The sequence below is a fragment of the Mucilaginibacter sp. KACC 22063 genome (assembly GCF_028736115.1).
Taxonomy (GTDB): Bacteria; Bacteroidota; Bacteroidia; order Sphingobacteriales; family Sphingobacteriaceae; genus Mucilaginibacter.
In genome coordinates this window covers 412,969-439,372 of sequence record NZ_CP117877.1, presented here as the reverse complement: position 1 = coordinate 439,372, position 26,404 = coordinate 412,969, and the positions used below count along the sequence as shown (strand labels likewise).

20 protein-coding genes, 1 pseudogene and 1 riboswitch are annotated in these 26,404 nt (G+C 40.4%); of the genes and pseudogenes, 13 read left to right on the top strand and 8 right to left on the bottom strand.

Annotation, left to right across the window (positions count from 1 at the left end; all coding sequences use genetic code 11):
* Positions 1 to 10: 10 nt before the first annotated feature.
* From PQ461_RS01990 to PQ461_RS01980, 3 genes are all read right to left on the bottom strand, one after another.
* Entirely contained in the window at positions 11 to 3,601 is a 3,591-nt protein-coding gene (locus PQ461_RS01990; protein WP_274207956.1) for a SusC/RagA family TonB-linked outer membrane protein, read from the bottom strand.
* Positions 3,602 to 3,931: 330 nt separating this feature from the next.
* Positions 3,932 to 4,939: a FecR family protein gene (locus tag PQ461_RS01985; protein ID WP_274207955.1), complete on the bottom strand. Its 1,008-nt coding sequence runs from the start codon at positions 4,937 to 4,939 to the stop codon at positions 3,932 to 3,934.
* A 120-nt stretch (positions 4,940 to 5,059) separates the two neighbouring features.
* Positions 5,060 to 5,653, bottom strand: a complete 594-nt coding sequence (locus tag PQ461_RS01980; protein ID WP_274207954.1) for an RNA polymerase sigma factor — start codon at positions 5,651 to 5,653, stop codon at positions 5,060 to 5,062.
* 1,049 nt (positions 5,654 to 6,702) lie between these two features.
* On the opposite strand from PQ461_RS01980, the gene PQ461_RS01975 reads away from it, so the two are divergent.
* The 5 genes from PQ461_RS01975 (at position 6,703) to PQ461_RS01955 (ending at position 13,754) form a co-directional block, all read left to right on the top strand.
* Positions 6,703 to 8,091, top strand: coding sequence for an EndoS/ChiA family endoglycosidase (locus PQ461_RS01975; protein ID WP_274207953.1), 1,389 nt, complete (start codon positions 6,703 to 6,705; stop codon positions 8,089 to 8,091).
* Between the two features lie 2,125 nt (positions 8,092 to 10,216).
* Complete coding sequence (locus PQ461_RS01970) at positions 10,217 to 10,573, top strand: hypothetical protein (RefSeq protein ID WP_274207952.1); 357 nt, start codon at positions 10,217 to 10,219, stop codon at positions 10,571 to 10,573.
* On the top strand, positions 10,551 to 10,988 hold the full coding sequence (locus PQ461_RS01965) for a hypothetical protein (protein WP_274207951.1): 438 nt from the start codon (positions 10,551 to 10,553) through the stop codon (positions 10,986 to 10,988). The genes PQ461_RS01970 and PQ461_RS01965 overlap by 23 nt, the downstream gene beginning before the upstream one ends.
* Before the next feature lie 7 nt (positions 10,989 to 10,995).
* The gene (locus PQ461_RS01960) at positions 10,996 to 12,909 is read left to right on the top strand and encodes a hypothetical protein (RefSeq protein WP_274207950.1); all 1,914 of its coding nucleotides are present in this window, start codon (positions 10,996 to 10,998) and stop codon (positions 12,907 to 12,909) included.
* A gap of 47 nt (positions 12,910 to 12,956) precedes the next feature.
* Positions 12,957 to 13,754 (top strand): TonB-dependent receptor, encoded by a 798-nt coding sequence (locus PQ461_RS01955; protein ID WP_274207949.1) that lies wholly within the window; start codon positions 12,957 to 12,959, stop codon positions 13,752 to 13,754.
* Positions 13,755 to 14,037: 283 nt separating this feature from the next.
* On the opposite strand, the gene PQ461_RS01950 is transcribed toward PQ461_RS01955, so the two are convergent.
* On the bottom strand, positions 14,038 to 15,258 hold the full coding sequence (locus tag PQ461_RS01950; protein WP_274207948.1) for a DUF1016 N-terminal domain-containing protein: 1,221 nt from the start codon (positions 15,256 to 15,258) through the stop codon (positions 14,038 to 14,040).
* A 1,103-nt stretch (positions 15,259 to 16,361) separates the two neighbouring features.
* Between PQ461_RS01950 and PQ461_RS01945 the strand changes: the two genes are divergently transcribed.
* From PQ461_RS01945 to PQ461_RS01935, 3 genes are read left to right on the top strand one after another with little or no spacing between them, the layout of a single operon-like run.
* Entirely contained in the window at positions 16,362 to 17,588 is a 1,227-nt protein-coding gene (locus tag PQ461_RS01945) for an aminotransferase class I/II-fold pyridoxal phosphate-dependent enzyme (protein WP_274207947.1), read from the top strand.
* Between the two features lie 15 nt (positions 17,589 to 17,603).
* Positions 17,604 to 18,269 (top strand): TetR/AcrR family transcriptional regulator, encoded by a 666-nt coding sequence (locus PQ461_RS01940; RefSeq protein WP_274207946.1) that lies wholly within the window; start codon positions 17,604 to 17,606, stop codon positions 18,267 to 18,269.
* A gap of 24 nt (positions 18,270 to 18,293) precedes the next feature.
* Positions 18,294 to 19,475 carry a hypothetical protein gene (locus PQ461_RS01935; RefSeq protein ID WP_274207945.1) on the top strand — a complete coding sequence of 394 codons (1,182 nt, stop codon included), beginning with the start codon at positions 18,294 to 18,296 and terminating at the stop codon, positions 19,473 to 19,475.
* On the opposite strand, the gene PQ461_RS01930 is transcribed toward PQ461_RS01935, so the two are convergent.
* Positions 19,450 to 19,713, bottom strand: coding sequence for a hypothetical protein (locus tag PQ461_RS01930; protein ID WP_274207944.1), 264 nt, complete (start codon positions 19,711 to 19,713; stop codon positions 19,450 to 19,452). The genes PQ461_RS01935 and PQ461_RS01930 overlap by 26 nt on opposite strands.
* Positions 19,714 to 20,190: 477 nt before the next feature.
* Here PQ461_RS01930 and PQ461_RS01925 point away from each other — a divergent pair, with 477 nt between their 5' ends.
* The 3 genes and pseudogenes from PQ461_RS01925 to PQ461_RS21145 all read left to right on the top strand — a co-directional run.
* Entirely contained in the window at positions 20,191 to 21,345 is a 1,155-nt protein-coding gene (locus PQ461_RS01925) for an RteC domain-containing protein (RefSeq protein ID WP_274207943.1), read from the top strand.
* 445 nt (positions 21,346 to 21,790) lie between these two features.
* A complete protein-coding gene (locus PQ461_RS01920) occupies positions 21,791 to 21,973 on the top strand; it encodes a hypothetical protein (RefSeq protein ID WP_274207942.1) in 183 nt (60 codons plus the stop codon).
* A 34-nt stretch (positions 21,974 to 22,007) separates the two neighbouring features.
* Positions 22,008 to 22,211, top strand: a pseudogene (locus PQ461_RS21145) (hypothetical protein); the annotation flags it as partial.
* An 88-nt stretch (positions 22,212 to 22,299) separates the two neighbouring features.
* On the opposite strand, the gene PQ461_RS01915 reads toward PQ461_RS21145, so the two are convergent.
* The 3 genes from PQ461_RS01915 to PQ461_RS01905 form a co-directional block, all read right to left on the bottom strand.
* On the bottom strand, positions 22,300 to 22,785 hold the full coding sequence (locus tag PQ461_RS01915) for a serine hydrolase domain-containing protein (protein ID WP_274207941.1): 486 nt from the start codon (positions 22,783 to 22,785) through the stop codon (positions 22,300 to 22,302).
* Between the two features lie 26 nt (positions 22,786 to 22,811).
* Positions 22,812 to 23,540 (bottom strand): bifunctional hydroxymethylpyrimidine kinase/phosphomethylpyrimidine kinase, encoded by a 729-nt coding sequence (gene thiD, locus PQ461_RS01910; RefSeq protein WP_274207940.1) that lies wholly within the window; start codon positions 23,538 to 23,540, stop codon positions 22,812 to 22,814.
* Positions 23,541 to 23,643: 103 nt separating this feature from the next.
* Positions 23,644 to 23,979 carry a hypothetical protein gene (locus tag PQ461_RS01905; protein ID WP_274207939.1) on the bottom strand — a complete coding sequence of 112 codons (336 nt, stop codon included), beginning with the start codon at positions 23,977 to 23,979 and terminating at the stop codon, positions 23,644 to 23,646.
* Positions 23,980 to 24,506: 527 nt separating this feature from the next.
* Positions 24,507 to 24,600, bottom strand: a riboswitch (TPP riboswitch).
* A 601-nt stretch (positions 24,601 to 25,201) separates the two neighbouring features.
* Between PQ461_RS01905 and PQ461_RS01900 the strand changes: the two genes are divergently transcribed.
* Entirely contained in the window at positions 25,202 to 25,954 is a 753-nt protein-coding gene (locus PQ461_RS01900; protein WP_274207938.1) for a hypothetical protein, read from the top strand.
* 32 nt (positions 25,955 to 25,986) lie between these two features.
* Positions 25,987 to 26,400 (top strand): hypothetical protein, encoded by a 414-nt coding sequence (locus PQ461_RS01895; RefSeq protein WP_274207937.1) that lies wholly within the window; start codon positions 25,987 to 25,989, stop codon positions 26,398 to 26,400.
* Positions 26,401 to 26,404 lie beyond the last annotated feature (4 nt).

Genomic DNA, 26,404 nt, shown 5'->3' with positions numbered 1-26,404 from the left:
GTGTGGCTGATTATAAGTTTACGTTTAACGAAAGAATATATGACCGGGAAGCCGGTAAACTATAAATATGGTTCAGAGGGTTTACAAAATCGGGGTCATAACCCTGTTTGTTAGCCGTCCACAAAAGCCCCAGATTACGTACGGCTAAACCGATGTTCGCGCTTTTGATCATAATCCTATTCAAAAATGCTGTTGGTAATTTATAGCTTAAGGATACCTCCCGCAACCGAACATAATCCCCTTTTAAAACATTAATGTCGGAATAGTCGTAACGTATTAAACTGGTATTTACAACAGTTGCCGTTCCATTTAAGCCCGGCACGTTTGTAGTCGCTTCGTCGCCAGGTTTCATCCATCGCTTAGCAACATCAGCGTTTAAATCATATTGAAGATTGTATGGATTAGTCGCATAATTTTGCGTCGTAGGCCTTAAAAACACACTACCAAACTGATACGTTAATAAGGTATAAAACGTAAAAGCCTTATAATTCATGGAGGTATTCCAGCTACCATAAAATGGTGCTGTCCTGCGACCCGCGTATTTCAACGCGCTTAATGACGGAATACCTGCCGTAGTGGCTTTAATAATGTTGCCATTAGCATCATAAACCTGCGTCAGGCCATTGGCGTCGAGCCCCGCATTTCTAAAGACCAATATCTTATCTGTAGGCATGCCATCCAGGTAACTTATGCCGGCCGGATTGGCATAATAGCTAGTGGTAGCATAGGCCGAGCTCGTATACTGCGAAGTATAGCGGGGGTCATCAAGTTTATTGGTATTATAGGAAAAGGTAGCTCCAACAGTCCACCTTAAAGCGGTCCCGTTATATACAACTCCATTAAGCCCTAGATCAACACCTTTGCCATTCAATTTGCTGGAGTTTTCGACTAAAGCGGAAGAAATTGTACCCAGATAAGTAGGATTTACGGTAAAAGCAGCAAGTATGTCGGTTCCTCGCTTCTTATAAAAATCTGCGGTACCTGTGATGCGGTTATTCAGTATACTAAAATCGAGGCCGAGATTGGTCACATAAGTTTTTTCCCATCTTAACTGCGGGTTCGCCGGCAAGATGATGCTTGCCGATGCTTGTCCGGTATAGCTATCATTCTGGCCCAACGCAATATAAGTAAATGGATAAACGGTAGTCGAGATATTGCCGTTTACACCATAAGTTGCCCTTAACCCCAAACTATTTATCCAAGTTACCGGCTTCATAAATGCTTCATCACTGAGATTCCATTTGAGACCGCCAGACCATGCAGGTGAAGCGCGGTATTTACGATCGAGCCCAAAGTTGTTATAATCATCGTAGCGAACACTGGCTGTTACAACATATTTGCTGTCAAATGTATATCCGGCATTACTGAAATAAGATAGATACCTACGCCTTTGGTCAGCCTGATTGGTTGGTGAGTTTAAATTGTTGTTATAACCTGTAATGGTCGCATAACCAATATTGCTCCCGTTGGTGATACCTGCATTGACGCCAGTACTTAATCCTGATGAGGTATTATAACCATAAAGTGTTTGATTACCTTGTCCTGTTTGCGTTTGACGCAGCTCGGTACCGGCAAGCGCGATAAGTTGACTTTTACCAAAAGTGCCATTATAATCTAACTGGCCACGCGCTGAATAATTATTGTTATTGGTATTGATTAGGTTGAGAATACCGCCGTTGGTGATACCGATACTATTGACTGAAGAGGCGGGTGCTGTATAAAAATTGATAAAGTCGCGAAAGTAATAGCTTTGGGGACTATAATAGGTCCGGGTGTTACTAAAAGTACGTTCGTTAGAATATAACGCGCTTGCAGTTAGGCCTTTAATAATTGGAACTCTTAAATTAATGGTAGCCGTATAATCGTTATCCTTTTGCGTGTTGTCATTATTAGCCAATTCGTCCAAGTAACTGTATTGCCAGCTTGGGCGTCCTGGGGATAAAGTTTGTGTAAAAGCCGAGGGTACGGCTCTGTCATAAGCCAAATTATTGCCATTAGCATCCTTTAGCAGATTGTAGGGCATCAATGTACTTTGAGACGGTAGATAAACTGAGCCAATAGCGATGCCGTCATTAACATAATTGAAAGATGCCCCTTTCACATTAACCGAAAGGTCGGCTACCTTAAATAACTTCCAATTGTGCGTAAGGTTGATGGTTAAACGGCCTGCCGAATTCCCCCGTGCATTAGGAAGTTCTTTACTGTAAGATGTTGAATAATAGTAGTTAGAATAATCACTGCCACCGCTTACTGATAAATTATACTGTTGGCTCTGCGCTGCCTGCAAAAGGTATTTTGATATTTGTGAACGGTTATCAACAGCACTTAGTGTTGCGGCCTGGGCATCGTACTGTGCCTGCGTTATACTCCCGGCTTTTAGCTGCAAAGCAAGTAAGGTACCCTGACTCCTAACGTTATAAGATGCAGAATTATAGTATGAGCCGTTACCTAAATCGGTAACAAGACCACGGTCTACCAATTCCTTTTCATAGTTGAGCTCCTGAGCAGAGTTCATCGTTTTAAGATAACCTAAGCGAGCTTTCTCTGAGATGGTATAACTTGTTGAGAAATTAATCTTTGGAACCTGGCTATTCGTTCCTTTTTTGGTCGTAATGACAATTACGCCATTGGCAGCGCGTACACCCCAGATAGAAGCTGCCGCTGCGTCCTTTAAAAAGGTGATATTATCAATGTCATTAGGGTTGATCGCAGAAAGATCAAGATTACTTACGGCTCCATCAATGACCAGTAACGGAAAGGTTTCTCCTCTAACAGTGCTGGTACCCCGGACATTTATATTATAGTCGTTCTTTCCAATAGTTCGTGTTCCTCCGTTGATGGCTTGCTGGGTGTTATCATAATCAAAAGAACGATCACCAGCGGTTACGGAAACCTGCAAACCGGGCACCAGGCCTTCAAGCCGCTGAATGATATTTGGAACTGGTATTTTCTCAAGATCCTTAGCGGTTAAGGTTGCAAAAGCACCTGTACTACGCTCTTTAGGCAAGGTTTGGTAACCGTTAGAGACCACCGTTACCTCCTTTAGATTAGACGCCGGATCCCTTACCAGTTTAATATGGATACTTTCCTGACTTCCGGTAGCAACCTCTTGTGTTAAATAACCCACAAAGCTGACAATCAGGATATCTTTTTCATTAATGCTAAAAATATTAACAAAGCCTTCTTGATTCGTCTGCTCTGCTAAACGCGGATAGCCCTTAACTGTAACATTGGCAAAAGCGAGGAAATTTCCTTGTTCGTCAGTTACATAAACTTTAAGGGAATGCCTTGGAGGAGCTTTTGTTACAACTTTTTCATCAATAGTCGTCTCCGGCTTTTTGACCAGCATAATGCTATTATTTAACTCTTTATAACTGAAAGCGGTATTTGCCAATATCAGATCAAGCGTTTGACTGACACTACGGGAGGCCCGTTCCAGTGTCAGATTATTTAAAAGCCTGACATCTTCATTACGGTAAATAAACCTGAATTGCGTATTAGATTCTATCTTCCTCATGGCAGATTCAAAAGACTCATGATTCAATTCTATGGTAACATTTACCTTTGCAGCGTTTTGCCCTTTAACAGAAGATGCAAACATGAAGTTAAGGCTGGTTGTTAGAATTATAGCGGTACATAAACTTATACGCATAATTTGACGAATTACATACGGTGATAGTAAGAGAGCATATTTGGAAGCAGGTGTGCGCAACCAATTGCTTTCTGCTGACTTTGCAGAAAAAATCATAAATTTGAATGTTTTAAGTGATCGTTGAAATTGTTTAAAACAGCCTGTGGACGGTTGGCGCCGAAAACAGGCATAATTTTTAGACTCCCTGCTGATACAGGGAGTTTTTTGTTGCATTAAGCTGAGTACATTTCTTTCATTCAGTAGGGTTTAAAGCGTTTAAATTAAAGGGTGATTTATAGATTATAATGAAGCACAACCAGGTCCGTTAATAATTACCTGGCCTGCATCGGTTATGCTGTACGTCGCGTTATTAAAATCACATACTACCTGCAAGATGTCTTTCAGTTTTTCTCCGTGTAGAAACGTACCCGAAAAGCGGCATTTTTTTACAGCATCATGCTTAAATGTTATTTTCACGTTAAAGCGTTGTTCTAATTCTGATGCGGCTTCCAGCATGGTTATATTTTGAAAAAATATGTCCTTGCTTTGCCATTGCACAATTTGTGTAGAATTAACATGCGCCTGCATCGCACTTTCCTCCACCTTGTCAAATGATAATTGCTCATTTGGTACAATTACCCCCAGAACTTTATCCGCATTGCTCACACTCACCTTGCCGCGCGTTACAGTAACAGTAATATTTTTTCCCTTTTCATATGCATTGATATTAAAAGCTGTTCCCAGTACCGTAGTTGATAAGTTACCCGTATGCACGATAAACGGGTGACGGGTGTCATGTTTAATATCAAAATAGCCTTCACCGATAAGTGTCACCTCTCTAAGCCGGCCATTAAATGATGCGGGGTATTTTAAGAAGCTATGATTATTTAAAACCACCGTACTCCCATCCGAAAGCTTGATTAACTCATGCTCGTTCGATGACTTGGCTTGCATTAGCGTAACCTCCGGCCTTTTGTTGGCTTCAAAGTAATACAGGATGCCTGAACTTATCAGCAAAAAGGCAATCATAGCAGCAGCAAATCGATACCTCTTCAAAAAGAAGTTTTGCTTGTTTTCATCTTCATTATTTTGTGATATTGAAATGATTGATTTAAACATTCGATCGGCCTTAGCCTGCGACATATCCTGATCAAGATCGTCAGCGTCCCATAATTCATCAGCTAATTTCTCCAGTTCTTGCTCATACAAACCTCCGTCGATTGCTTTACACCATTCGAGAAATTCGGCTTCTGTATGAGCATTTTTGAGATATTTCCCGTACAAATATTTAAATCGGTCTTCCGTCATGCTTGAGGTATGATAAATAGTAATTATTTAACAGTATGTTAACCTGCTTATAATAACATGACGTCTTAAATGAAAAAAGTGGGTAGTTGAATTTGGTAAAACGAGGAGAATAAATACAACCTACTGATTAACAGATAGAAGAATTATTAAGAATATAGTTTTGTAATGCGATTGCATTAGTTTTTTAATAGCCTGATTGGCTATTTTCAAGTGGGTTCTGACGGTTTGAATGGAAATATTTAGTTGTTGGGCAACTTCAATATGTTTCATACCATCAATTTTACACAGGGTATAAATCAATTTCTGCTGAGGAGACAAAGAATCCAGTGCCTTATTTAGGCTTTCCTGTATTTCTTTAAAATGAATCAGCTTTTCAGTGTGTTGATCACCTTCCTGCCAATCGATGTTTTTTATTGAATACGCTGTTGTTTCCCGTGCAATTTTCCGGAGATCATCTAAAGCACAGTTTCTGGTGGATCTTCTTAAATAGCCCCCTAAGTTTTGTATGTGTACTAAGGTTTCTCGGTTTGACCACAGATTGAGAAACACATCTTGAACTACTTCTTCCGCTGCATTTTCCGACTTAAGAATTTTTAAAGAATAACTGTAAATTTTGCTTCGGTATTTATCAAAGACAAGACGGAAAGCATGTTGATTACCTTTTGCAATTTTAATCAACAGTTCGCGCTCATTATTTAAATCTTTGGCAATCACAAAGCTAATATATCAAATATTACCTCTTCTAATTGCAATAGATATTAAATCGCCCGTTTCGAAACAAATTATGAGAGTTATTTAAAAAGCATTAGACTTAAAGAAAAGCCCTAAAACATGGGAAAATAAATAATATTTTCAGTCAAAAGTACCAGTCCGACGTGCAACCTATCCCGGTATAATAGCGGGGCAGGTGGTAGATTCCAATTACTGGTTTACCCAGGCACCGATTAACTTTTTAGCTTCGGTTAATTTGAGGTTCTAAATCATCAAAGTAAGCAAAAAACATTTATTGGGGGTTAATAAGTTGATTCGTAGGGTAGCGTTGACCATGTGAGCTTGCTTTCATCCCAATAAAACCAAATAATCACATTCTTCTGGTGACCTATTGGCGAACTGTGCGGATTGAAAAGCCCAATAGATTACCAGAAAGATTGTAAATTGCTGGTATTAAGCATTAAGTTATTAATATCTTAATAGCTGCCATAAAAGAACTAATCTTATAACTTTTAAAGCTTTAAGCGATGAACAACACTTTTGGGTTACTCTTTTGTGTAAAGAGATGGAAATGATTGTACCGACCCAGTTTATTTGCGGATTACCATCGATGGAACGCGTATTAAAACCTCCTATACAAGTTACACCTATGGCAATAAGTATATTTACCGGCCAGGAAATGACCGTTACATCCGGTAACGCAAGATCATGGATGCTTGGGGTAAGGATAATGGATCAGGGCCCTGGGTGTATCATATATAAACCTTTAGTATCTTCGAAGAGCAAGAAAACACAATTGATGGTTTTGTAAGTTTGATATCTTTCAGTAGCGATGGAATTATATGACAAACCATTATCGATGGTAATTTTCAAACATTAAGTCTTGCCCGATTTACCCTAACATCAAAAAAGACGCAAGTTGGTGATCATTATCACAGTCTTCAGCATGTCACCTAATACCAAAAAACGGGTTCCTTTTTTCTAAAAAAGCATTAGATTTAATGAATTAGGAAACTGTTACATTTATTAACCATACATTAAAATTACTTATCATGAAAAAGTTAAATCATTTCAAAAGCTTGTTTGCTTTAACCTTGTTACTATCTGTTTTGGGATGCAAAAAAGAAACAGCTACCACTATGGATAATGTACGAAAAATCGGGCTGGGTGTTTCGCAAAACATGAGTCTGGCAGCTACGGCGTTACCCGCAGCGGGACAAAACAAAGTAGCCTATTATGTTTTTGATGTAACCCCGGTCAATCAGGGTATATTGCCGTTAACCACTTTTACAGACAAAGCAAACGTTGTGATTGTATTTGAAGGCACTTTATGGGAACTGGCGGATACAGTCCATTACAATTCCGGCGCTATGCAAAACGCTTATTACAAAAATAAAAGACAAATTCTTGCTGATATTCAAACCCTACGTGCGCGGGGGATTAAGGTTTTAATGAACGTCGACGACAATGCAAGTTGGAGTACCGCCACTCCATTCACTACTTATAACGGCACCGCTTACAATTACACCCAATTTGCCTCATTTGTGAACGATTGTGTAAATACAGTAGGTTTGGATGGAATCTCGCTTGACGTTGAGCATAATGCGACGGATAACACCAACTACCGGAACCTAATTAAAGAATTCGGGAAATATTTTGGCCCGTTATCCACTAACAGTACCTCTAAAATGTACACAGGTGCCTTTTATTCCGGCGGTGCGCCCGGCCCTATTTTCCGTGAAACTGCATTGAGTCAATATTTGAATTTTGTGATGGATCAGGGTTATTTTCAGGATAATACCACCAGATTTAATTATTGGGCTAATACTTTAGGTAATGCAAAAGTAATGCTCGGTATGGTATCCGATTATAACAGTCAAAGCAGCGCCGTTGCTGAGGGCCAACGACATCCAAATCCAGACAAAGCGGGCATCATGGTTTATGCTGGTAATAAAAATAAAGGTTATACTGATGCGATTTTAGCTTCTGTTGAGATCAACACTACACCTCCACCAACTGGTTCCGACATAACCAATTACGCTGGTTCACTAACTGCGCAATACCAAACCGGCTCGCCATCAGGTGAAGATTATACACAAATCATCGATAACAATACAGCTACTAAATATTATACAGGAAACGCATCTGCATGGGTACAATTTAAACCCAATATTGCGGCAACCGTAGTAAGCTATACAATTACTTCGGCAAATGATGTACCTGCGCGGGATCCAAAAAACTGGACACTCCAAGGCTCAAACAATGGAACATCATGGACTACACTGGACACACAGACCAATCAATCCTTTGCCTCACGTTTCCTTAAAAAAACGTATGCGATTAGTAACACCACATCCTATGCTTATTACAGGTTAAGCATATCAGCTCCGCAGTCAGGTAGTGTAATTCAGTTCTCCGAGTGGGAATTAATACGGAATTAATAGATCTTAGAGAAAGAGGATCCCATCTATAAAACCTTTCACGATAAGTATTGCCCAACTGTAAAATAGTTTTGTATTTTAAGACTATCTGAGCGCCATGAATGTAAATGATTTTTGAATGATTGACAACATCTATTATAAAACATTTCACTAATGTTCCGTAATCAGGAAGTTTGACAAAGGTATTAACTATTATATAACAACTTAATAGAAACAAAATTAGTCTAAATACAAATAAATATAACGCACAACATCGGCGTCATGCTTTTTCACCCTCCTAAACTTTGATTTCACCCGATCCATTTTAAATAAGCTAAAAGTGTTTTGAAATTGATGGAATAAATAATTCAAATTACATTTTATGAAAAATCAAAATGAATCAAAATTTGATCCTAAGCATTTTTAGGAGCAAAAGTGAGTTCTCCGCTTGAGCAGGAGAAACTTCCTGGTGGCACAACTGAAACAGTTGATCCTGAGAAAGAGAAAGAAAAAAAAGAAAAGAAGGAAAATGAAAGCGCTTACGCTCTGTAATTCAACAGATTTTTCTATCTAATAAGCCGGAGTTTTCCGGCTTATTAGATTTATCACTTTCATTCAAATCTTATTGATACGGGCATTTCTCCAAGTTTAGATACCAAGTCAACCGCCGCACAATAGAGTGAAAATTGGTGGATCGATTTTTTGAATAAATCTGATTATTTAAAAAAATTCACTCGTCATTCCTGATATTCTTAGTGAAGAAGAGGTTGCGATATTAAATAATCAAACTTTAAATATTTTACGGGAAATCTTTTTGCGGGAGAATACTTCCTATGATTTCCGTTTACACCTTGAAGGTATTTCCCGCGATAAGACATTTATGCGGGAAAATTTATTTAAGTACGTACCTACCTAAAATGAGTCGCCTGCTAAAAGGGCCGTCCACGCCCTTAAAGACCAAAAATTTGGATTGATTATTATTCGGGTGAAAAGTTTTCAACCGAAATGTCTGAAACGCTGAAAGATTACGACAATTTTAGCACGTTCACATATACCATTTGCGCCCATTTTATGCGCTGGTCATTGGCAATTACTGTCTGCGATTATGGCGCAAAGCGCCATAATCGCATTGGCTCCCACAAAGTTTCCATGTTTTGGCCTGTTTCCCGTCTTAACCTTTTCGGTACCGTAAAGAACGTTCGTTAGGGTAAAGATAAGCGTAAGTTTTTCATTTGCAAGGCGGCTTTTGTTGGTGATTTTTGAGGTCATTTATTCTACGTTCCCTTGACAGTCCTGTATTCTTCCGCTTTTGGTTGCTTAACAGGGAGGATTTTGTAACACCTTTAAATTATATTGATGGCTGTGTCTTATAAGTGGGATAATTGCTTACTCACCGAATTATGCTCCAATTTCTTGCTATAGATCGATTGCAAATCTTATGTAATAAAGATACCAAGTATTACAATGGGCAGCAAATTTGAGTGCTGTTAAAAGCTTAATTTGGGTCGCCCTTTTCCTTTTTAGGCTTACCACACTTAAAATGATAGCTACCAGGACAAAGCCGGCATTTGCCAATGCTGTATATTAGATGCCCAATGATGATGTTACAACTAACCCGCACGTGTAGGAACCCAAGGCTATGCGGATATTAAACGCCGCAATATTTAAACTGGAGGCCACATCTTCAGTTCCGGGAAGGTATCGCTCGCAAGCTTGACGACGTATAGTTGCATACCTGGTACGATCGAGAAGGCAAAGAACCCCACACAGGGCACCAAAATCATCCAGGTTTTATAAGACGCTGAAAGTATAACCCTATAACTACCGCAAATAGCAAAATGTATAATTTCAGGGGTACTTTCACTGGCTTTTTATTGCCAACTCTTCCCCGAACGTGTTATCTACGGCGACATAGACGCCGTAAATCAACAACAGGGATGGCGATGGTGTCCGGTGAAAACCGGGTTATTTCTTTCTAATAAGGGAGGATGACAAAATCAGGTGCTGTGGTAATGATAAATAAACCTCATTACATTCTTAAAGGCTTCGACATGAGGTAATATATGGTTAGCATTTGTTAGTATCATAGCATATTATAATCCTATAACATTAGATATTTAAATATCTAATGTTATAGGATTATAATATGAAAAAAACATTGATCTTAACCGCAACCATGGTTATTTTATTTTTAGCATGTTGCAAAAAGGAAAATAATTCTCAAATCAGTAATACGACTCAACAATTGGAGCAGCTGATGGCTAAATATCCAAATCTGAAATTGCTTACAAGAATTTCGACAAGCCAAAATATCAGCCCGGATGCACTTAAAAGCCTGGACGATTCTTTATCTAAATTTTCAGAGCTTCTAAAGGGTGTCTCCATCTCGAATGCGATGCTAAACACCGATGCGGAATCCCAGTCATCCCGGCTTATCTCAAACGTAATCCATAAAGACGGCAAACTTTCAACGAATGATTATGGACAACCTGTTAATCAATAATCAATGGTCGTATTATAAAACTGTAGGATCAAGTCAGTTAGGCTATTTTCAGGTTTTTTACAATACAACAATCGGCTACCAAACCAATAATTCAACCGGTAGTTACCTTAATTATATCAACTCAGTGACCAATCTTAACTCCTATTCGCCGAGTACGCAAACAACTGACGGCAGCGGAAACTATTATTCTTTTAACTATACCTCCGGAAGTAAGTCTTACACCATTTCTCAAGATAAATCGAAGGTTCAGTTGAACCTATCAGGTACGGCAAACTTTTCTCACGTCTATTACCCGCCAAATCCCGGAGGAGTTTCGACACCTGTCGTAGTGGCATCCGCATCAAATTATCTTATTTCAAATAGTGTTACCCTGAATAGCGCGTCATTCCCATTGATTTATCCCACGCTTCCATAATCCAGGCATGCCATTCAATTATTTCATATCGATGAGGTTCCTGAAAAGACATATCGCGTTGACGACGGCCATATTATTTGCCGCCTTATCGCTTATAACAACCACTGGTTTTAAGGATGACGATCCGGTCATTGCCATTATTGTGCAAAAGCTTGACCTATGGCTTGACCGCTTTGAACCTGAAAAAGTGTACCTGCAATTTGATAAACCATGTTATGTCGCCGGAGAAGATCTATGGTTCAAAGCGATAGTCACCGCCGGTGATCATCGGTTATCAGCTATCAGCGGAACCTTAAATATTGAACTGTCGGATAACAGAGACTCACTGATTAAATGGATCAAACTGCCTTTGAAAGACGGTCTTACCTGGGGGGATTTTGCTTTGCCGGATAGTTTACAAGCCGGCAACTACCGGGTGAGGGCCTATACGAACTGGATGCGTAACGCAGGAGAGGCTTATTTTTTTGAACAAGTCATTCCTATTGGTCGCGTTTCTGGTACGCATATTGACGCCATCGCCAACCTTTCCTATAAGCCATCCGGTAAAGGGCAAAAAGTATCCGCCTTGATCAGCTTCAGAACAAACGATGGTATCCCGGTTTCCGGCAAGGAGGTCAATTATCATATCCTGCTTAAACTCGGAGCAATAGTTGGCGGAAAGGCGATGACCAACGACAAAGGAGAAGTGAAAATTAATTTCGATACAGAAAGTAGGGATGTTTCAACCGGGGCCATTATGGCCAGCATCCATCTCAGTCCCAATGAATCTGTTGTCAAGACCATCCACATTCGGGAAGCGTCAGGCCCGGTCGATTTTCAGCTTTTCCCGGAAGGCGGTTACCTGGTGAGTGGCCTGCTGTCCAGGGTAGCATTTAAAGCTGTAGGACCTGACGGGCTAGGGAGAGAAATCAGCGGGAAGATCATAGACAATGAGCAGAAACAAATAGCTTCATTGACTACGAAGAGCCTAGGGATGGGCGATTTTTGGTTTATACCCGAAGCCGGTAAAACCTATAGAGCCGTACTGACTAATACAGGGGAAGCTGACCAAATTGTCAACCTGCCCGCGGTCCTAAAAAGTGGTTATGTGATGCATATAGATGATAACAGCGGCGATAGTATGCGGGTGAATGTAAGCACAAGTACTTCTTTCAGTAGCATGGGGCAGGTTTATGTGTTTGCACAGTCAAACGGTCGACCACGATATGTAGTCAAAAGTAATGTGGATGGACGCTATTTAAATTTGTCAATTCCCAAGAGCAGGTTTCCCTCCGGTATTACACAGATCACGTTGTTTTCAAGTAGCGGTGAGCCTTTGCAAGAACGAATCGTGTTTATTGTACATAAAAAAGATATTTTAAACCTGCAGGTCAAGGTTGACAGCGTAACCAGGGTCAGGCAAAAAATGAGCATTGGACTTGATGCTAAGGATAACAACGGCAATGCCATCAACGGCTATTTCGCTGCCTCGGTAATAGACGAGAGCAAGGTGCCCGTCAGTAAGGTGCCTGAAGTTAACATCTTGTCCCAATTTTTGCTGACAGCAGACCTGCGGGGGTATATCGAACAGCCTGGTCATTATTTTATGAATACAGGGAAGGAGAACAGGGCAGATCTAGACCTGCTGATGCTTACCCAAGGCTACCGGCGATTTGAATGGAAGTCTTTGCTTTCTCAACCCGATATGCCGTCGGCCTATAAGGCTGAAAAGTTCATGGAGCTGTCCGGTACTGTAATCACCATGTCCGGTAAACCGGTTCCAAAGGCGAAAGTTACGCTGTTCAGTAATTCCGGTATCCTTTTCCTGTTAGATTCCGTAGCCGATGAAAATGGACACTTTGCTTTTCGGAATTTGTTTATCAGGGATAGCGCAAAACTGGTCTTACAGGCACAAACGCCAAAAAAAACAAAAACGTCCTGATTAAAATGGATACCTCGATGAACAACCGTTCTTCTATCTACAGTAGAATGACGGATCTTGAGAACAGCATGCTGTCACCGGCATATTTAAAGGCGGCCCAACAACTTTTTAAGGCGGAAGAATCAGCCGGTTTAGGAAGGCATACGATTGTATTAAAAGAGGTTACCGTTAAAGATAGCAGGAAACGTCAAATGGTCGATGATTCCTATAACTTGAACGGTAAAGGCAATGCTGACCAAGTTATCGGTTTCGATTATTTTAGTAAAGCCTCCTGCAGCACCATAGAGCAATGCCTGGAAGGACGTCTGAACGGTGTTATTTTTAAAGATCACCGGCCTTATTTAGCCAGGAACATCGTTTTAGGAACACCAATGTTACTCGTGGTGAATGGTATCAAAGTACAGCAGGAGATGGTCAATGGATTTTTTCAAAGTACACCGGCGAGCGAAATCGGTAGTGTCGAGGTATTGAAAACGCCAGCCTACGAGTCTGCCTACGATGGATCTACCGGGGTGATTTTAATCAACCTGCGGAACGCTGCAGATGATGAATACCTCCACCAGCAGGACAAAAACAAGCCTGGGCTGGTCTTACCGGGCTTCAAAGGTTATTACCGGGTGCGAACATTCTACTCACCCCTATATGACAATCCCCAAACTAATTATCAGGTTGCCGATCTGAGGACAACTGTATTCTGGAAGCCAAATATGGTAACGGATCAGAACGGTCATGCCAGTTTTGAATTTAACAATGCAGGCTCTCCCGGTACATACCGGGTCACGATTGAGGGAATTGACGCAGATGGTAAATTGGGCAGGAAAGTAATACGCTACAAAGTGGAGTAAAGCTTTTGTATAAGGTAGGGTATGGCTCAGCTCTGCATGCTAACCAGTGCCAACACGACTCGACAATGTTACGAAAAGACGGAAAGACAATTAGGTATCTACTAAATACGGCAAAGCATACAGGGTAGGGCAAGCTATATTTCAGCACGAAGTTACCGTTAGCGACGAACTACTGATCGTAACGAATGTGTTCCAGAATGATAGGGGGCAGCGTTCAACGTGGGCCGATGCGGTTAACAAAGGGCGCCCCTGTTTGGTGTTATGATAATTCAGCTACTTGGGACTAAAATACTTTCATAAATTCGAGTAAATCATTGTTTTCGTAGATGTTTTGCACCACTCGACTGTTCGTTATTTCATTTTCGAAGTATCCTTCCGATTCTTCCTTTTGGCCTATCAGGGGATTTGTTTTATTTTCCGGCTCAGTAGCATTCGTTGGCTTGTAATTATTGCTTTTGATCTGTTTATTAAGCTCTACAGCATTTAAACCTTCTTTAGCAGTAAGCCTGGCATAATAAAATTTTTCATCAATGTCTTTAATAGGTATTAACAACAAAATGTGTTCCCATCTGATTAATCCAGCGAATTCGATCAGTTGTATGTGATCGTTAAATTGTTGCGCAAAACTTATACTTTGATTGAGTTGTACTTGATTGAAAAGTTTTCCAAATTTACTCTCTAAATGATGGGATAGATCCAAATAAAGCGCGTTTTCTTGTGCGCTTGATTCATTGAAATTTACAAATATTTCTTTAATTCTTCTACCCAAATTTACAAATAATAAATTAAATCGAATGTTCAGCCAATGATTATGCAGGATTCGGAAATCCGATATTTTTGAGGCTATAAACATTAACAATTCATCATTTACCGAAGATCCCCGGGAAGTATTTAGACTTGAAATTTGAAGTATATCCGTAGGTTCCAATAGAGGCCTGAAGGCATTCCCTTCATTTCCATTAAAATAATTTTCTATTATTGGCCTGTGCTCTCCGTTCGGCTGAACGAGGTCGAAAAATGGATAATCAGGGAACTTAAGTTTCAAGCGCATATCCTGGGTAGGGGTTTGTACCAAACGCTGTTTCGCCTGATCTGGCTGTAACTGTTCTTTAATAACCAGTCTTATATACAAAATCCATTCATCCTCACTATCAAGCTCAAGCAAGAAAGGAATGTATTTCCAACTTATATAAGGGCTGATCTTATCCAGGAAAGTCTGCGAGCATTTTTCGGCTAAAAGCCTCATAATTATTAAATTTTCTGTGCTGAATATTGAGCTATACGCTTCAATAAGTGAGACAGAAAGCTTTTCATCAATTAGGTCATTGACCTCTTTACCGTTTTTCTGATTTTTATTAAGGGCGTCTCCTATTTCCCAAAATAAGGAAAGCATCCGGGCATTAGTTGTAACTACGATTTCAAAATACAGATTCTCGATAATGTCTGTCACATTACTAATTAACAACTTCGGAACAGCGTAGCTGTTTTTTTCTTCTTTCCTCATATCCTAATATATTACCAGATTGAATCAAATTTAATAAAATTATGGAACTGGTACCGGTACTGAATAGCTGCATGAGCGTTGGCGCGTTATCGTCACTCCGGTGTTCAAATAAGTATAACGAAAATTAGCTTCTGCTGACCAGGATACATTAACCAGATGTGGAGCTGTCGTATAACTTTTGTTAAGCGTTATTGGTGTTACGACCCTGGTGACATTTTGACCGGTAGGGCTATAATAAGTCATATTATTGGGATAAGCTATAACATCATACATGATTACGTCATAGATTGTTCCCGTGGTAGTTCCGGAAATAATAGTGACGGGATATTTGTAGTGTACGGGTGTATATACGGGTGGGGTAACGTACGCAGTAGTTGCTGGGTCAGGTATAGACAAATCATCATCAGTATACTGACTTTCATCCGCAGATAAGTTATAATCGTTGGTTATGACCTGTTCAGGATAGTTTACCCCACCTGGACCAGTTTCCTTCCCGCAGTTGATAAAGTGTAGCCCGGGCGTAACTGAGATATAAACGGCATTCCTTTGGCAACTTCCCGGTATCTTCCCGGGAAATCAATCCGTTAGGAAAAGTGTATTCGATCAATGTTTCCTTCATGCAAGTGCTGAAGCCACAACCACAATCGCTCTATTACTCAACTTTTTAAAACTGATGCTTAAAATCTGACGTCCAAAATCGACTTTTCTCATTTTTGAAAAAAATTTTTTTCCCAGGATAATAAAAGTTTAAGGCGGGCAAAGTGCAAATGAAAGTTTTTTCAAAATCGCAGTCAAGTGTCCTTTTCCGGCAAAATTAAGACACCCAACAAAAAGAGTTCATTTTTTTATCAAAATTTCAATATTACACCAAATTAGCCCTCACAATTGCTAATTATTTATTTATTTTTTCAATTCTAAATTGATTAATAAAGCACAGATAACAAAAAGTTAAAAAAACATTAAAAAACAGCAAAAGTGACCGCTTCTTAATTTTTTGCGTTCTAAATTTAAGGGTAAGCTTCAAAATACTTACCCCTATTACTATGGAAATCGACTTTGAGAAGGCCAGTTTCAAGGATTTTGAAAACATTCGGGGCTACAACATGTACGCCAGGGCCGAACTATTCAGTAACTATTTAGACTTTTTAGATGATCGCGGACACCTCAATTACCGGATGGTCTGTACCTCGGGATGCGGTCCCGAAATACAAGTAATGCTTCCTGGCAGAGCGAAACCGGAACCATTGGTCGGGCTGGTATCGAACGATTACCTTGGTTTTACCCAGCACCCAAAAGTTAAACAAGCAGCTATCGATGCGGTTATAGCATATGGTACCGGTTCGGGGGCATCCCCTGCCATCGGCGGGCACTTTAGCTTTCATCAGCAACTGGAAGAGGCTGTCGCAGGTTTCTTTAATCGGGATAAAGACAGCGCCATTTTATATACGACAGGTTATACTTCAAACAGCGCTACTATTCAATGCCTGATGAAAAAAGAGGACATCGCCATCTTTGACATGGCTGTACACGCGAGTGTCCAGGAAGGAGGCCTTCTGACTAATGTTAAAACTTTCCTGCATAATGACCTGGATAAGCTGGAACACGTTCTGAAAAGCGCGCAGCACAATTACCGGACTAAAATGGTCGTCATCGATGGGGTGTATTCGCAGGATGGTGATATGGCCCCGGTGGACAAGATCCTTGCGCTTACTAAAAATTACGGTGCCTACCTGGTCATAGATGATGCACATGGTATCGGTGTAATCGGGAAAACCGGGCGCGGTGTATTGGAGCTTTATGATTTGCTGGGAGAAGTAGACCTCATTACCGGCACCTTCAGTAAGACATTTGCCAGTATCGGGGGTTACGTCGTAGGACGTCCAGAATTGATCCGACTTTTAAAATTTCAGTCTCGGCAACACCTGTTTTCAGCGGCAGGAACACCCGCCGATATTGCGGCCATACTTCAATCGATGATATTGCTGCAGGAAGAACCGCAATGGATGACTAAACTTTGGGAAAATATCCACTATTTCCGGGAGGGGTTGCTTAACCTGGGCATGGACATAGGTACAACGGAATCGGCTATTATCCCGGTTAAGGTCGGAGACCCCAAAAAAACAGGAGAGGCTGGTCGCTTACTGTTGGAACAGGGCATTTATACCAACCCGATTATTTATCCTGCTGTGTCCAGGAAAGATGCGAGGATAAGAATGAGCCTCATGGCTACCCATACTAAAGAACAACTTGACAAAGCGTTGAAGGCTTTTGCCCGGGTGGACAATGAGATTGGCATCTCAAAGCATCACAAGAGTTTGATAGAAATTTAGCTGTAAAACATACCAATGAAGACAGGATATAAAAGAGTTTCAAGCAGAACGAACAACAGGCCGCTTACAGAGCATAAACTGATCGAAGCGGTCGGTAGCGTTATTAAAAAGAAAGGCTATAAAGGTTTAACTGCAAGGATTATCGCACGGGAAGCAGATGTAACCACAAGCCTGATATTCAAATATTTCGGCACCATGGATAAGCTGATCTCCATATATATCGCTGAAAAAGATTATTGGATGAGTTCGAAAACGCAACTTTCGAAGATGCTTGAAAAGATGCACAAGAAACGCGGACTGCAAGAAATGCTCGTCTATGTATTGGAAAAACAGTTTGACTACTTCTACCGGGACGAAGAAATGCAGCAGCTCATTCTTTGGGAGATTACGGAAAAGTGCTCGATAATGGATGATATCGGCGGGATAAGGGAAAGCCTTGCCAGAGAGTTCTTTAATCATACCGACCCGATTTTTGAAGGATCCGGGGTTAGTTTCAAGGCGGTTGCCGCCCTTTTGGTGTCAGGCATCTATTACCTGGTATTGCATACGCGGACGAATCATAGCACGCTATGCGGCATCAATATTCATTCAGAAGCTGATCGGGCAGAAATCATCAGAACGATCAGGCAGGTATTACAATGGACCTTTGACGCAGCAAAAACAAAGCGATATACGGGCTAAGCATCGCATTTATACGATAAACCTATGAAAACAATAGCAGCCATGGAGCTCCTGATACAGGAGCTTCTACAAAACGCACCGGGTGGATACAGCCAGGAATGCTTAGCTAATGCCCTTGAATTGATGACCAACGAAAGGGAACGGGCCGTACAAACCATACGGGAAACGATCTATCATTTTAACGGGGACCAAGGCCGTAAATCAGCGTACATTGAATACCTGCAAACTGAGATCTGCAAAGTGTCGGACCGGTATGTCGGTCGACTGCCAAATCCGATGGATAACAACCCTGCTCATTCCCTGATCAGCCGCCTGCTTCAAGCCTTAAATGACGTTTACCTATACTTAAAAGAAAATTATGCTTCCGCATTTAATGACCAGCTCAAAGTACCGCTGGCATTAAAACAGGCATTCGCTACCGAAAACCAAAAGATGGCGGCCACGATCATCCGGGCACTTACGGCCAGCGGCGAAGATAAAGCGCTGATGAAACTCATCGGGGATTATCTTAACGTGTTGTCCAAACCGGCCTATCGCCCCGTCCAAAATAGCCGGGAGCTAAATTACCTGACGACCTTTGTGACCGCTCTTTATCAATTGGTCAATAATTACACCGGGCCTGAGCTACGCACGCGGCTTTTCCTTGACCTGATCCGGTTAAATTTCAATTATTTTCCGTTGATCTGTTATTATACCAAAGCAATGCAAACGGATTACGATCAAGTCGAATTTTATCAGGATGAACTGGTCAAGGTTGCAGGAAAGATCCGTGACCTGCGATCCGTCCCGGTCTATAAAGGTAATGGCTACGAGAATGGTACATCATCCCTGAGCGCTATCCTTGCTCAAGCGCTGGAAGAGGAGGAAATCATGCTGAAGAAGCACTTACGGATACAATCCAGGATTACATACAAAAAATGGGAAAACAGGCTCTTTAGTCCTTATTTTCTCCGGGTATCTGCAACGGTGGAGCAGGTCGTCTATTTTTTCCGTGTGTTGATTGAAATCGGCTTTTTTACAGGCATGAAAAAAGTTACTTATTTTGATTACATAGCCAAACATATCGAGACGGATCACCAGCAAATTTTTTCCACCGGTTATGTCAAGAACAGATATAATAATCCCAAAAAGCTTACCTCCGATAAAGTAAAATCGTATTTCCTAAAAGCTGTCCAGTGGATCAATGAACACCCTCCGATGGATTAGGGCCTGCCTGCAATAAATGAAGCATTTTCCGACTTTCCAATAAAGTGGTCAATTCAGTTAACCACCGGAAAGTGAAGCCCCTCTTTTCCATGAGCCTGCTCCAACCGAGATCGATGATTTCCTGCAGGTTGCCAAAGCCCATCTTTCTACACCCCATGAGTAAATGTTCAGAAACGGGGAGATCGGAAATTTTTGTGTGTAGTAAAAGCAGTTCTTCCTTTTTTAATTCAGCTCCCATGAAAGTAAAAAATAGCAGAATAAACGGGGATGATCTCTATCACTCATTCAAATATAAGTTAAACCCGCTAAAGCCTGCAAATGAATCGCCCCGTTTTTCCGAAAAAAAGCGCTGATTACGTCATACTTCAGGTTTTTTCTATTCGGTGCCTCAATTTTTGTACGAAAAGGCACTTGACACTGACAGTTTTGAATACCAACCTTTGTTATTAATTAAAAGTTAATCTTCTTAAGCTCCTGAGTTTGGACGAATGTTGGCCGTTAAGCGCCTTTATCAGGATGAGGAAGGAATAGTGGGTTAGCTTATTTCATAACTAATATTGTTTGCTATGAATGACACATCATGTAAACCGCAGGCGTGGCTTATCCGATACCCGGCAGCCGAGGAGCAATTGAGTCATAATATAACGACTGCGCACTTTGCAAGAAATCAAAAAGAATATGCCGACGAAATAGTGATGTACATTTGGTTAAAGCCATGGTCATCGGAAAAGTTGAATCGCATATGATTGACCAATTGATGGAACTGTTCCGGCTATGGGAAATGATTGACAGGCTGGATGATTTACAGGTTCAAAGGAGTGATTTATTCGCCCGTTGGGAAGAGCTTTGCTGGGGCATGCAAATCCAATTAATTTTGGCTGGTGATGAAAAAAAGTCCTGCTTGAATGCTTTAGCTGCATTAAGTGACCGGATCTATGTGAGGTATAGAAAATTTCGAAAGCACGGTTATCTGCGTGTGTTCCTGGAAAAGTTGGGGACCTTGCTGGAGGACCGGGAGGTACCGGACAGGTATAGCAGAAGTATATTAAAGATAACAATTTCCGATCAGGTGAATACGCTGATCGGAATACTGGCAAAATTCAACATCGAACCTGCGTTATTAAATCTGTTAAAATCTGTCTTTAAAGATATTTCGGCAAATATCGAACCATCCACCCATTTAGCTGATTATCTCAAAGCATTTGGCGATTCGCTCAGGCAAATAAAAGAATTAACATCTGGTGGCCTAATTGACCGACTCATATCCTCCAATTTTAATCATCCCGCTTTTTTGGAATACATGTTTAATTTATATGAATCAGTGGAGTATGATAATGATGATGTTGTAAAACTAAAGCATTTTCAGCTAACCTTAATAAAGAAACAAATGCATTTGGATTTGCTTAAACTGCGATCATCTATGGTGCTGTTTAAAGAAAATGAGTCAGTCGCTGACAAACTAAAGGATTTCCTCGCCACTGAAATGAAATGGGTAGGCTTGCGCATCAACAAACAATGGCGGGAAAATGCCGCCTTCGATACGTCTCATTCTCAAACTAAAGGTTTCACCAACAAGCCCTTCGCGAATAGTATCCTTGCCAAATGGCCTTCGGACAAGTCAGATTTGGTCGAGCTGGTTTATGCCTTATATGTTTATATGCGCACGAGGGGCAGCCAGGTTACTATTGCCGCCCTGGTAAAGTGGTGTGAAGATGCTTTTGGAGTAAGCCTGGCAAGATATTCACATCGTTTCGCTGAAATCAAAATGCGGAAATCGACGCGGCCGTCAAAATTCTTAGATATTATGGTAATCGAATTTTTGAATTATATCGAAAAGGGTAATGCGTTTGAACCTGACCTGAACAGCTGATGATCACTCTTAAACGGTACTGTTGCTCTTGCAAACGGCGTTATTTCACGTACATACCGATGGTTCAATCCAGATCGGCTACGTTCAAAATAGAGAATTTATCGTGATTCAATAAAGGAATTTACTGCCGGTTATTGAACTGCCGAAATAAAAAAATACACTGATTGGTAAAATGCAGCCTCCAAATTAGAAAAAAACAAGATATAAAGCGGTTATTCCATATAATTTACGATTTTCGATGGAATCATTGATATAATTACCAGCAATCGTCAATTTTACTGAATTAAATAGTTATAGCTCAACAGGCAACGCTATTCCGATAAAGAATCGCGCTCAGGAAGTCAAAACAGTAAAGGCACAATAAATCACTACACCGAAAAATGAATTACAAAAAAGGGAAATATCTGTTAGCATTTACATTATTTGTTGTTGCAGGTATAACGGGGTGCATGCCCAGGTAAAGCACGAATGGAAACAAGGCAGTGAAGCTGGATACACCTATCGTTATGTAACGGGCGACCCTATGCATGCAAGGTTTTACAAGCTCAAAAATGGCTTAACGGTTATCCTGAGCGTTAATAAAAAGGAACCGCGCATACAAACGCTGATCGGGGCGTGCAGGAAGTAACAATGATCCTAAAGATCATACCGGCCTTGCGCATTACCTGGAACACTTACTTTTTAAAGGAACCGATAAATACGGGTCCTTAGACTGGGCCAAGGAGAAACCCTACATTGACCAGATTGAGCAATTGTATGACAAGTATAACCATACTACTGAAGTAGCATCACGCAAAACCATTTATCATCAAATTGATAGTGTATCGGGATTAGCTTCACAGCTGCCTGGATTTCCCGTACTCTAAGACCTGTGCAAGTATTTCGATAAGAAACGACAGGAAATCACTTAATTACAATCGAATTTTTGCACAGGTCATCATTGTTACGGTGTGACTATGGCTGATTATATAAAATGCTCCTGATACTCCTGGTTGGTTCGGCAGCATCGTAGTGATTCTGTAAAACGATGATTGTTTTATCATTATCGGTGTGCCTTTCTATGTCGCTTTTATATCCTGGCCAGCCGCCGCTATGCCGCACCACCTTGCCATAGTCAGTATGTTGCTCGATCTTCCATCCGAAACCATATTTGGTGAACGACCCATCATCAAGTTTAGCAGGAGAGAACACCTGCTGCATATCCGTTTTGGAGATCAGTTTATTGGTATAAAGTGCACGGTCCCATTTAAGTAAATTCAAAACGGTTAAGTTAACGGTGCCATCCCCAACTACGCCATCCAGCCAATACACCACTTTAGCCTTTTCAATGGAATCCGGCAGGAGATATTTCCCGAGGTACTTAGAGTAAATGTAGCCAAATGCGTAATTGTCGATCTTCCTTGGATGCAATCTTCTGTTAAAAACAAAAGTGCGCTTCATACGCAGAGGATCAAAGATATTTTTCTTCAGGAAGCTGGCATAGCTTTCGCCAGAACATATTCAATCGCTTTCGGAACAGCTTCGGTGATAGGTAGCCCCTTTGCTGCATAAGCCGCAATGGCCGAGGCCAGTGTGCAGGCTACCCCGTTCATATTATTGGTAATGACATTGGTTTGGTTAAATACTTTTTCATACCCATCTTTAGTTGCGAGAATGCTGTGCAAATGGTGTCCCTGACTTACCATATTGCTAATCAATACGCAGTCCGTTATCTTAAGCATCGCAAAGGCTACCGTCCGCAGGTCTGCCTGCTGTTCAGCACATTCATGTGCGCTAAAGAGCAGAGCCTCATCTATAGTTATTGTTATCAGTTTCGCCAGTGGGAAAAGACGCTCTCTTATTGCAACCACTGCCGCCGGTGAGACGGTACTTTTTCCAAACCGATCAATGGCTTCTGGTTGGACGATAATTGTTAATCCGGGATATTTCTTAAGCGTTTCCGCTATCGCAATTACCGTATCCGGGTCGGTCAATCTTCCGATTTTAACCGTTATCGGGTGGATATCTTCCAGAACAGCTTCAATCTGACTTTTTATGAAGGCGATAGGGACAGGATGGCGTAAGACAATGTCCTGTGTATTTTGTGCATTGACTGACGTAATTACCGAACTGCCGAAGCATCCCAATGCAGAGAATGTTTTTAAATCCGCTTGTATACCGGTGATAGCGCTACTGTCTGATTCGCCGATGGTCATTACGACTGAATATTTATAGACTTGCATTGAGGCAGTTAAATTTAGCTTTTACTGAACTGTGAGACTGAACGGTAAAGTTGTTTGCTTCTGTAAATCTTAAATACTATAACTTCGTACTCAAAAAAATTCTGATGACATTTCCAACATTAACCAGGCTTTCAACCTGCCAGCCTAAACTGTTCATATAGTCCAGGCCATCGCTAATTGTCTTATAGTTTTCAACTTTTTTTATTTTACGTATTGTTATTGTATCCTGGGTTGCAGGTTGATTGTCAATGCCATAGCTTAATTTTATTTCCACAGGAAATGGTGACTGATTTGCATTGGTATTTGTATAGTGTACAAAAAGCTCACAATACCGCTTGGTTTGATTTTGTGCACTGGCGTGATTGACAAACAGAATCGCTAATAAGACCGGGAATAAGATTTTCATTTTCATAGTTGTTTTAATTATTTAAGTGTTTAATAGCAGCATCCAGCTACGCGTCGTAACCATTGTTTAAGGCATTGGGTTGAAAGGCACCATCAGATCCGGAGGAAACCCTTCACCTTCATATCTTTTGTTATCTATGTATTTAAAAGCCGCAAAAGAGGTTTGTACCTTCATGACTGCCCCTACAGCAAACGGCCATCGTTAATATCGAATGTTCTGCAATCGGGCCCCGCAGCACCCCAGGTCGTTTTACCAATAAAATAGCCGTTTGGCATGGAATGAATACCCATCGTCAAAGCTTCCGCTAAGGAAATGGAATTCCGGTCATGGTAAATGATATGATAGCGATTATAGTTCTCAATTAGAATTGGAGATTTATAAAAGTATCAGCTATCATCAGCAGCTTTAACCCTGCAAAGGAAATTCCATTTAAAAATCCCCATGTAATGGACCACGTTAAGAGTTGTTCGCAAATGAAGCATTTCTTAGATGATGAAAGCTTCAAGGGTGTCCCTTAGAAAAGAAATATAACTATATCAGTTATCACTTTTCCCTTCGCCAGCATTACCTGGATCAGGTTCAAAGGGTATAATCTCAGTCCAATTAAGGACACCCCTAAAGTCTTTTTATTAAAATATATTTAAAGTTAAAAAGATTTTAATTTTAAAAAATATAAATTTCATAAATTTAATCTCCCTTTAGTAACAGCATCACTTGCCAGTTAATAATGTCCTGTTATCATACTCATTGAATCAGCTTCGACTTTCATAAAGAATTCTGAGTTGATTGACCACCGTCATTCAATAACAGTTATCAACTAGCTTTAATCCGTCGCTTTTTCGGCTATTGCAGGCTTGTTAAAAAATTTCGAGGTTTTCCCCCGTCAACCCGTGAATTAACGATAATGTATTTTCCCAGTTCGTCCAGCTGATTAAAGCTCTTAATAACTTCAGTTTCCGAGCTTAGGTTGATGCGGTGAAAATCAAGTTGATAAAAGACGATGAATTCTTTGAGCTGGTGTTATATAATTATAAGGGAATCGGTCACTCAATTGGCATAGTTGCTTCTCCCAAGATTTTACTGGTAAGGCATTAATTGAAACGGGTGTTTGGAAGTAATCTCAAAAAGGTCAATTTTAAATACTTAATCAATATATGCCCGATATCAGATAATATCATAAAAAGCGATATTGATTTTGTAGTTAAATTTGTTTAACAAACTTTAACACATGAAAAAAAATCCATTATTGATTATTGCCATTGTTGCCTTTATTTTTTCTGCTTGTAAAAAAGACAATGACACTAGATTGAAAGCCACGGCAGACTTGCAATTAGAACAGTTGATTGCAAAATATCCCAATTTAAAAATCATATCTAAAAGCGGTGCTAACAATGATGTGCTTACGGAAAATGAATTGAAAGCGCTGGATGATTCCCTGGCTATGTTCTCGTCTTTAGCAAAAGGGATTCATGTTGTGCCAAACACGCTTTCAACCACAATTAAAAAGGTCTCTACCGAGTCATTAAAAACCAACTCGACGTTGAAGACCAATGATGATGATGCGACCACAGGCTATGGTTCTTACATATGGACGACTAAACAACAAGTGGGTTCCAGCGAGCTGGGGTATTACAATGTAAGTTATGTTGCGACATTTCAGTATTACAGCAAAATAAGCCGGGTAAACGTCATTTCAGCAATTGGAGATCAAAGGTCAATACCCACCAATGGTACGTATTCCGAACCTGGTGGTCCCTTTTATTATTATACTTATAATTTCAGCTATACGCCTTTAAATACGGCAAGTGCGCTTACCAATAACGCACAAACAGCAAGTTTGAGCTATTCAGGTCAGGTATCATTAACAAAGACAAAGATATCGGTCGGAAATCAATCCATAGTCGTTTCATCCACGTCCAATGTGTTGACATTAAATACGCAGGTATGGAGTTCAACATTCCCCTGGATTTATCCTAATTAAACTTTTATACAAAGCGATTTGAATATTATCAGATGAAGTACGTCGGCTTACTTTTAATTTTTGTTTTAGGGATAAGCTCTTGCATGTCTGTTAAAGGGAAAATAGCTTATTATAGGAAACATCTACAAAAACTGGCAGTCAGATACCATGAAAAAGTAACATTTACCCAAGACGTTGATCCGGACTCCCTTAAGGTGGCTAATGGGGATTGGGCTAAGAAGAGTAAAAAGCAAATAAAGCAAATGCTTGACGAAACCGAACGGGAAATGGTATTGATGACGGATACATTTATAGTTGTTAAAACTTCAGTCAACAATAATCAAAATGGAGTTATCGCAACGCAGTCTATAGATATCAAAAATATTTATATTAAGAATAAAAACAAAATCAGTTACATTAAGAAACACCATATTATTGATTCTACCATTCATATTATCGAAAAATGATGTT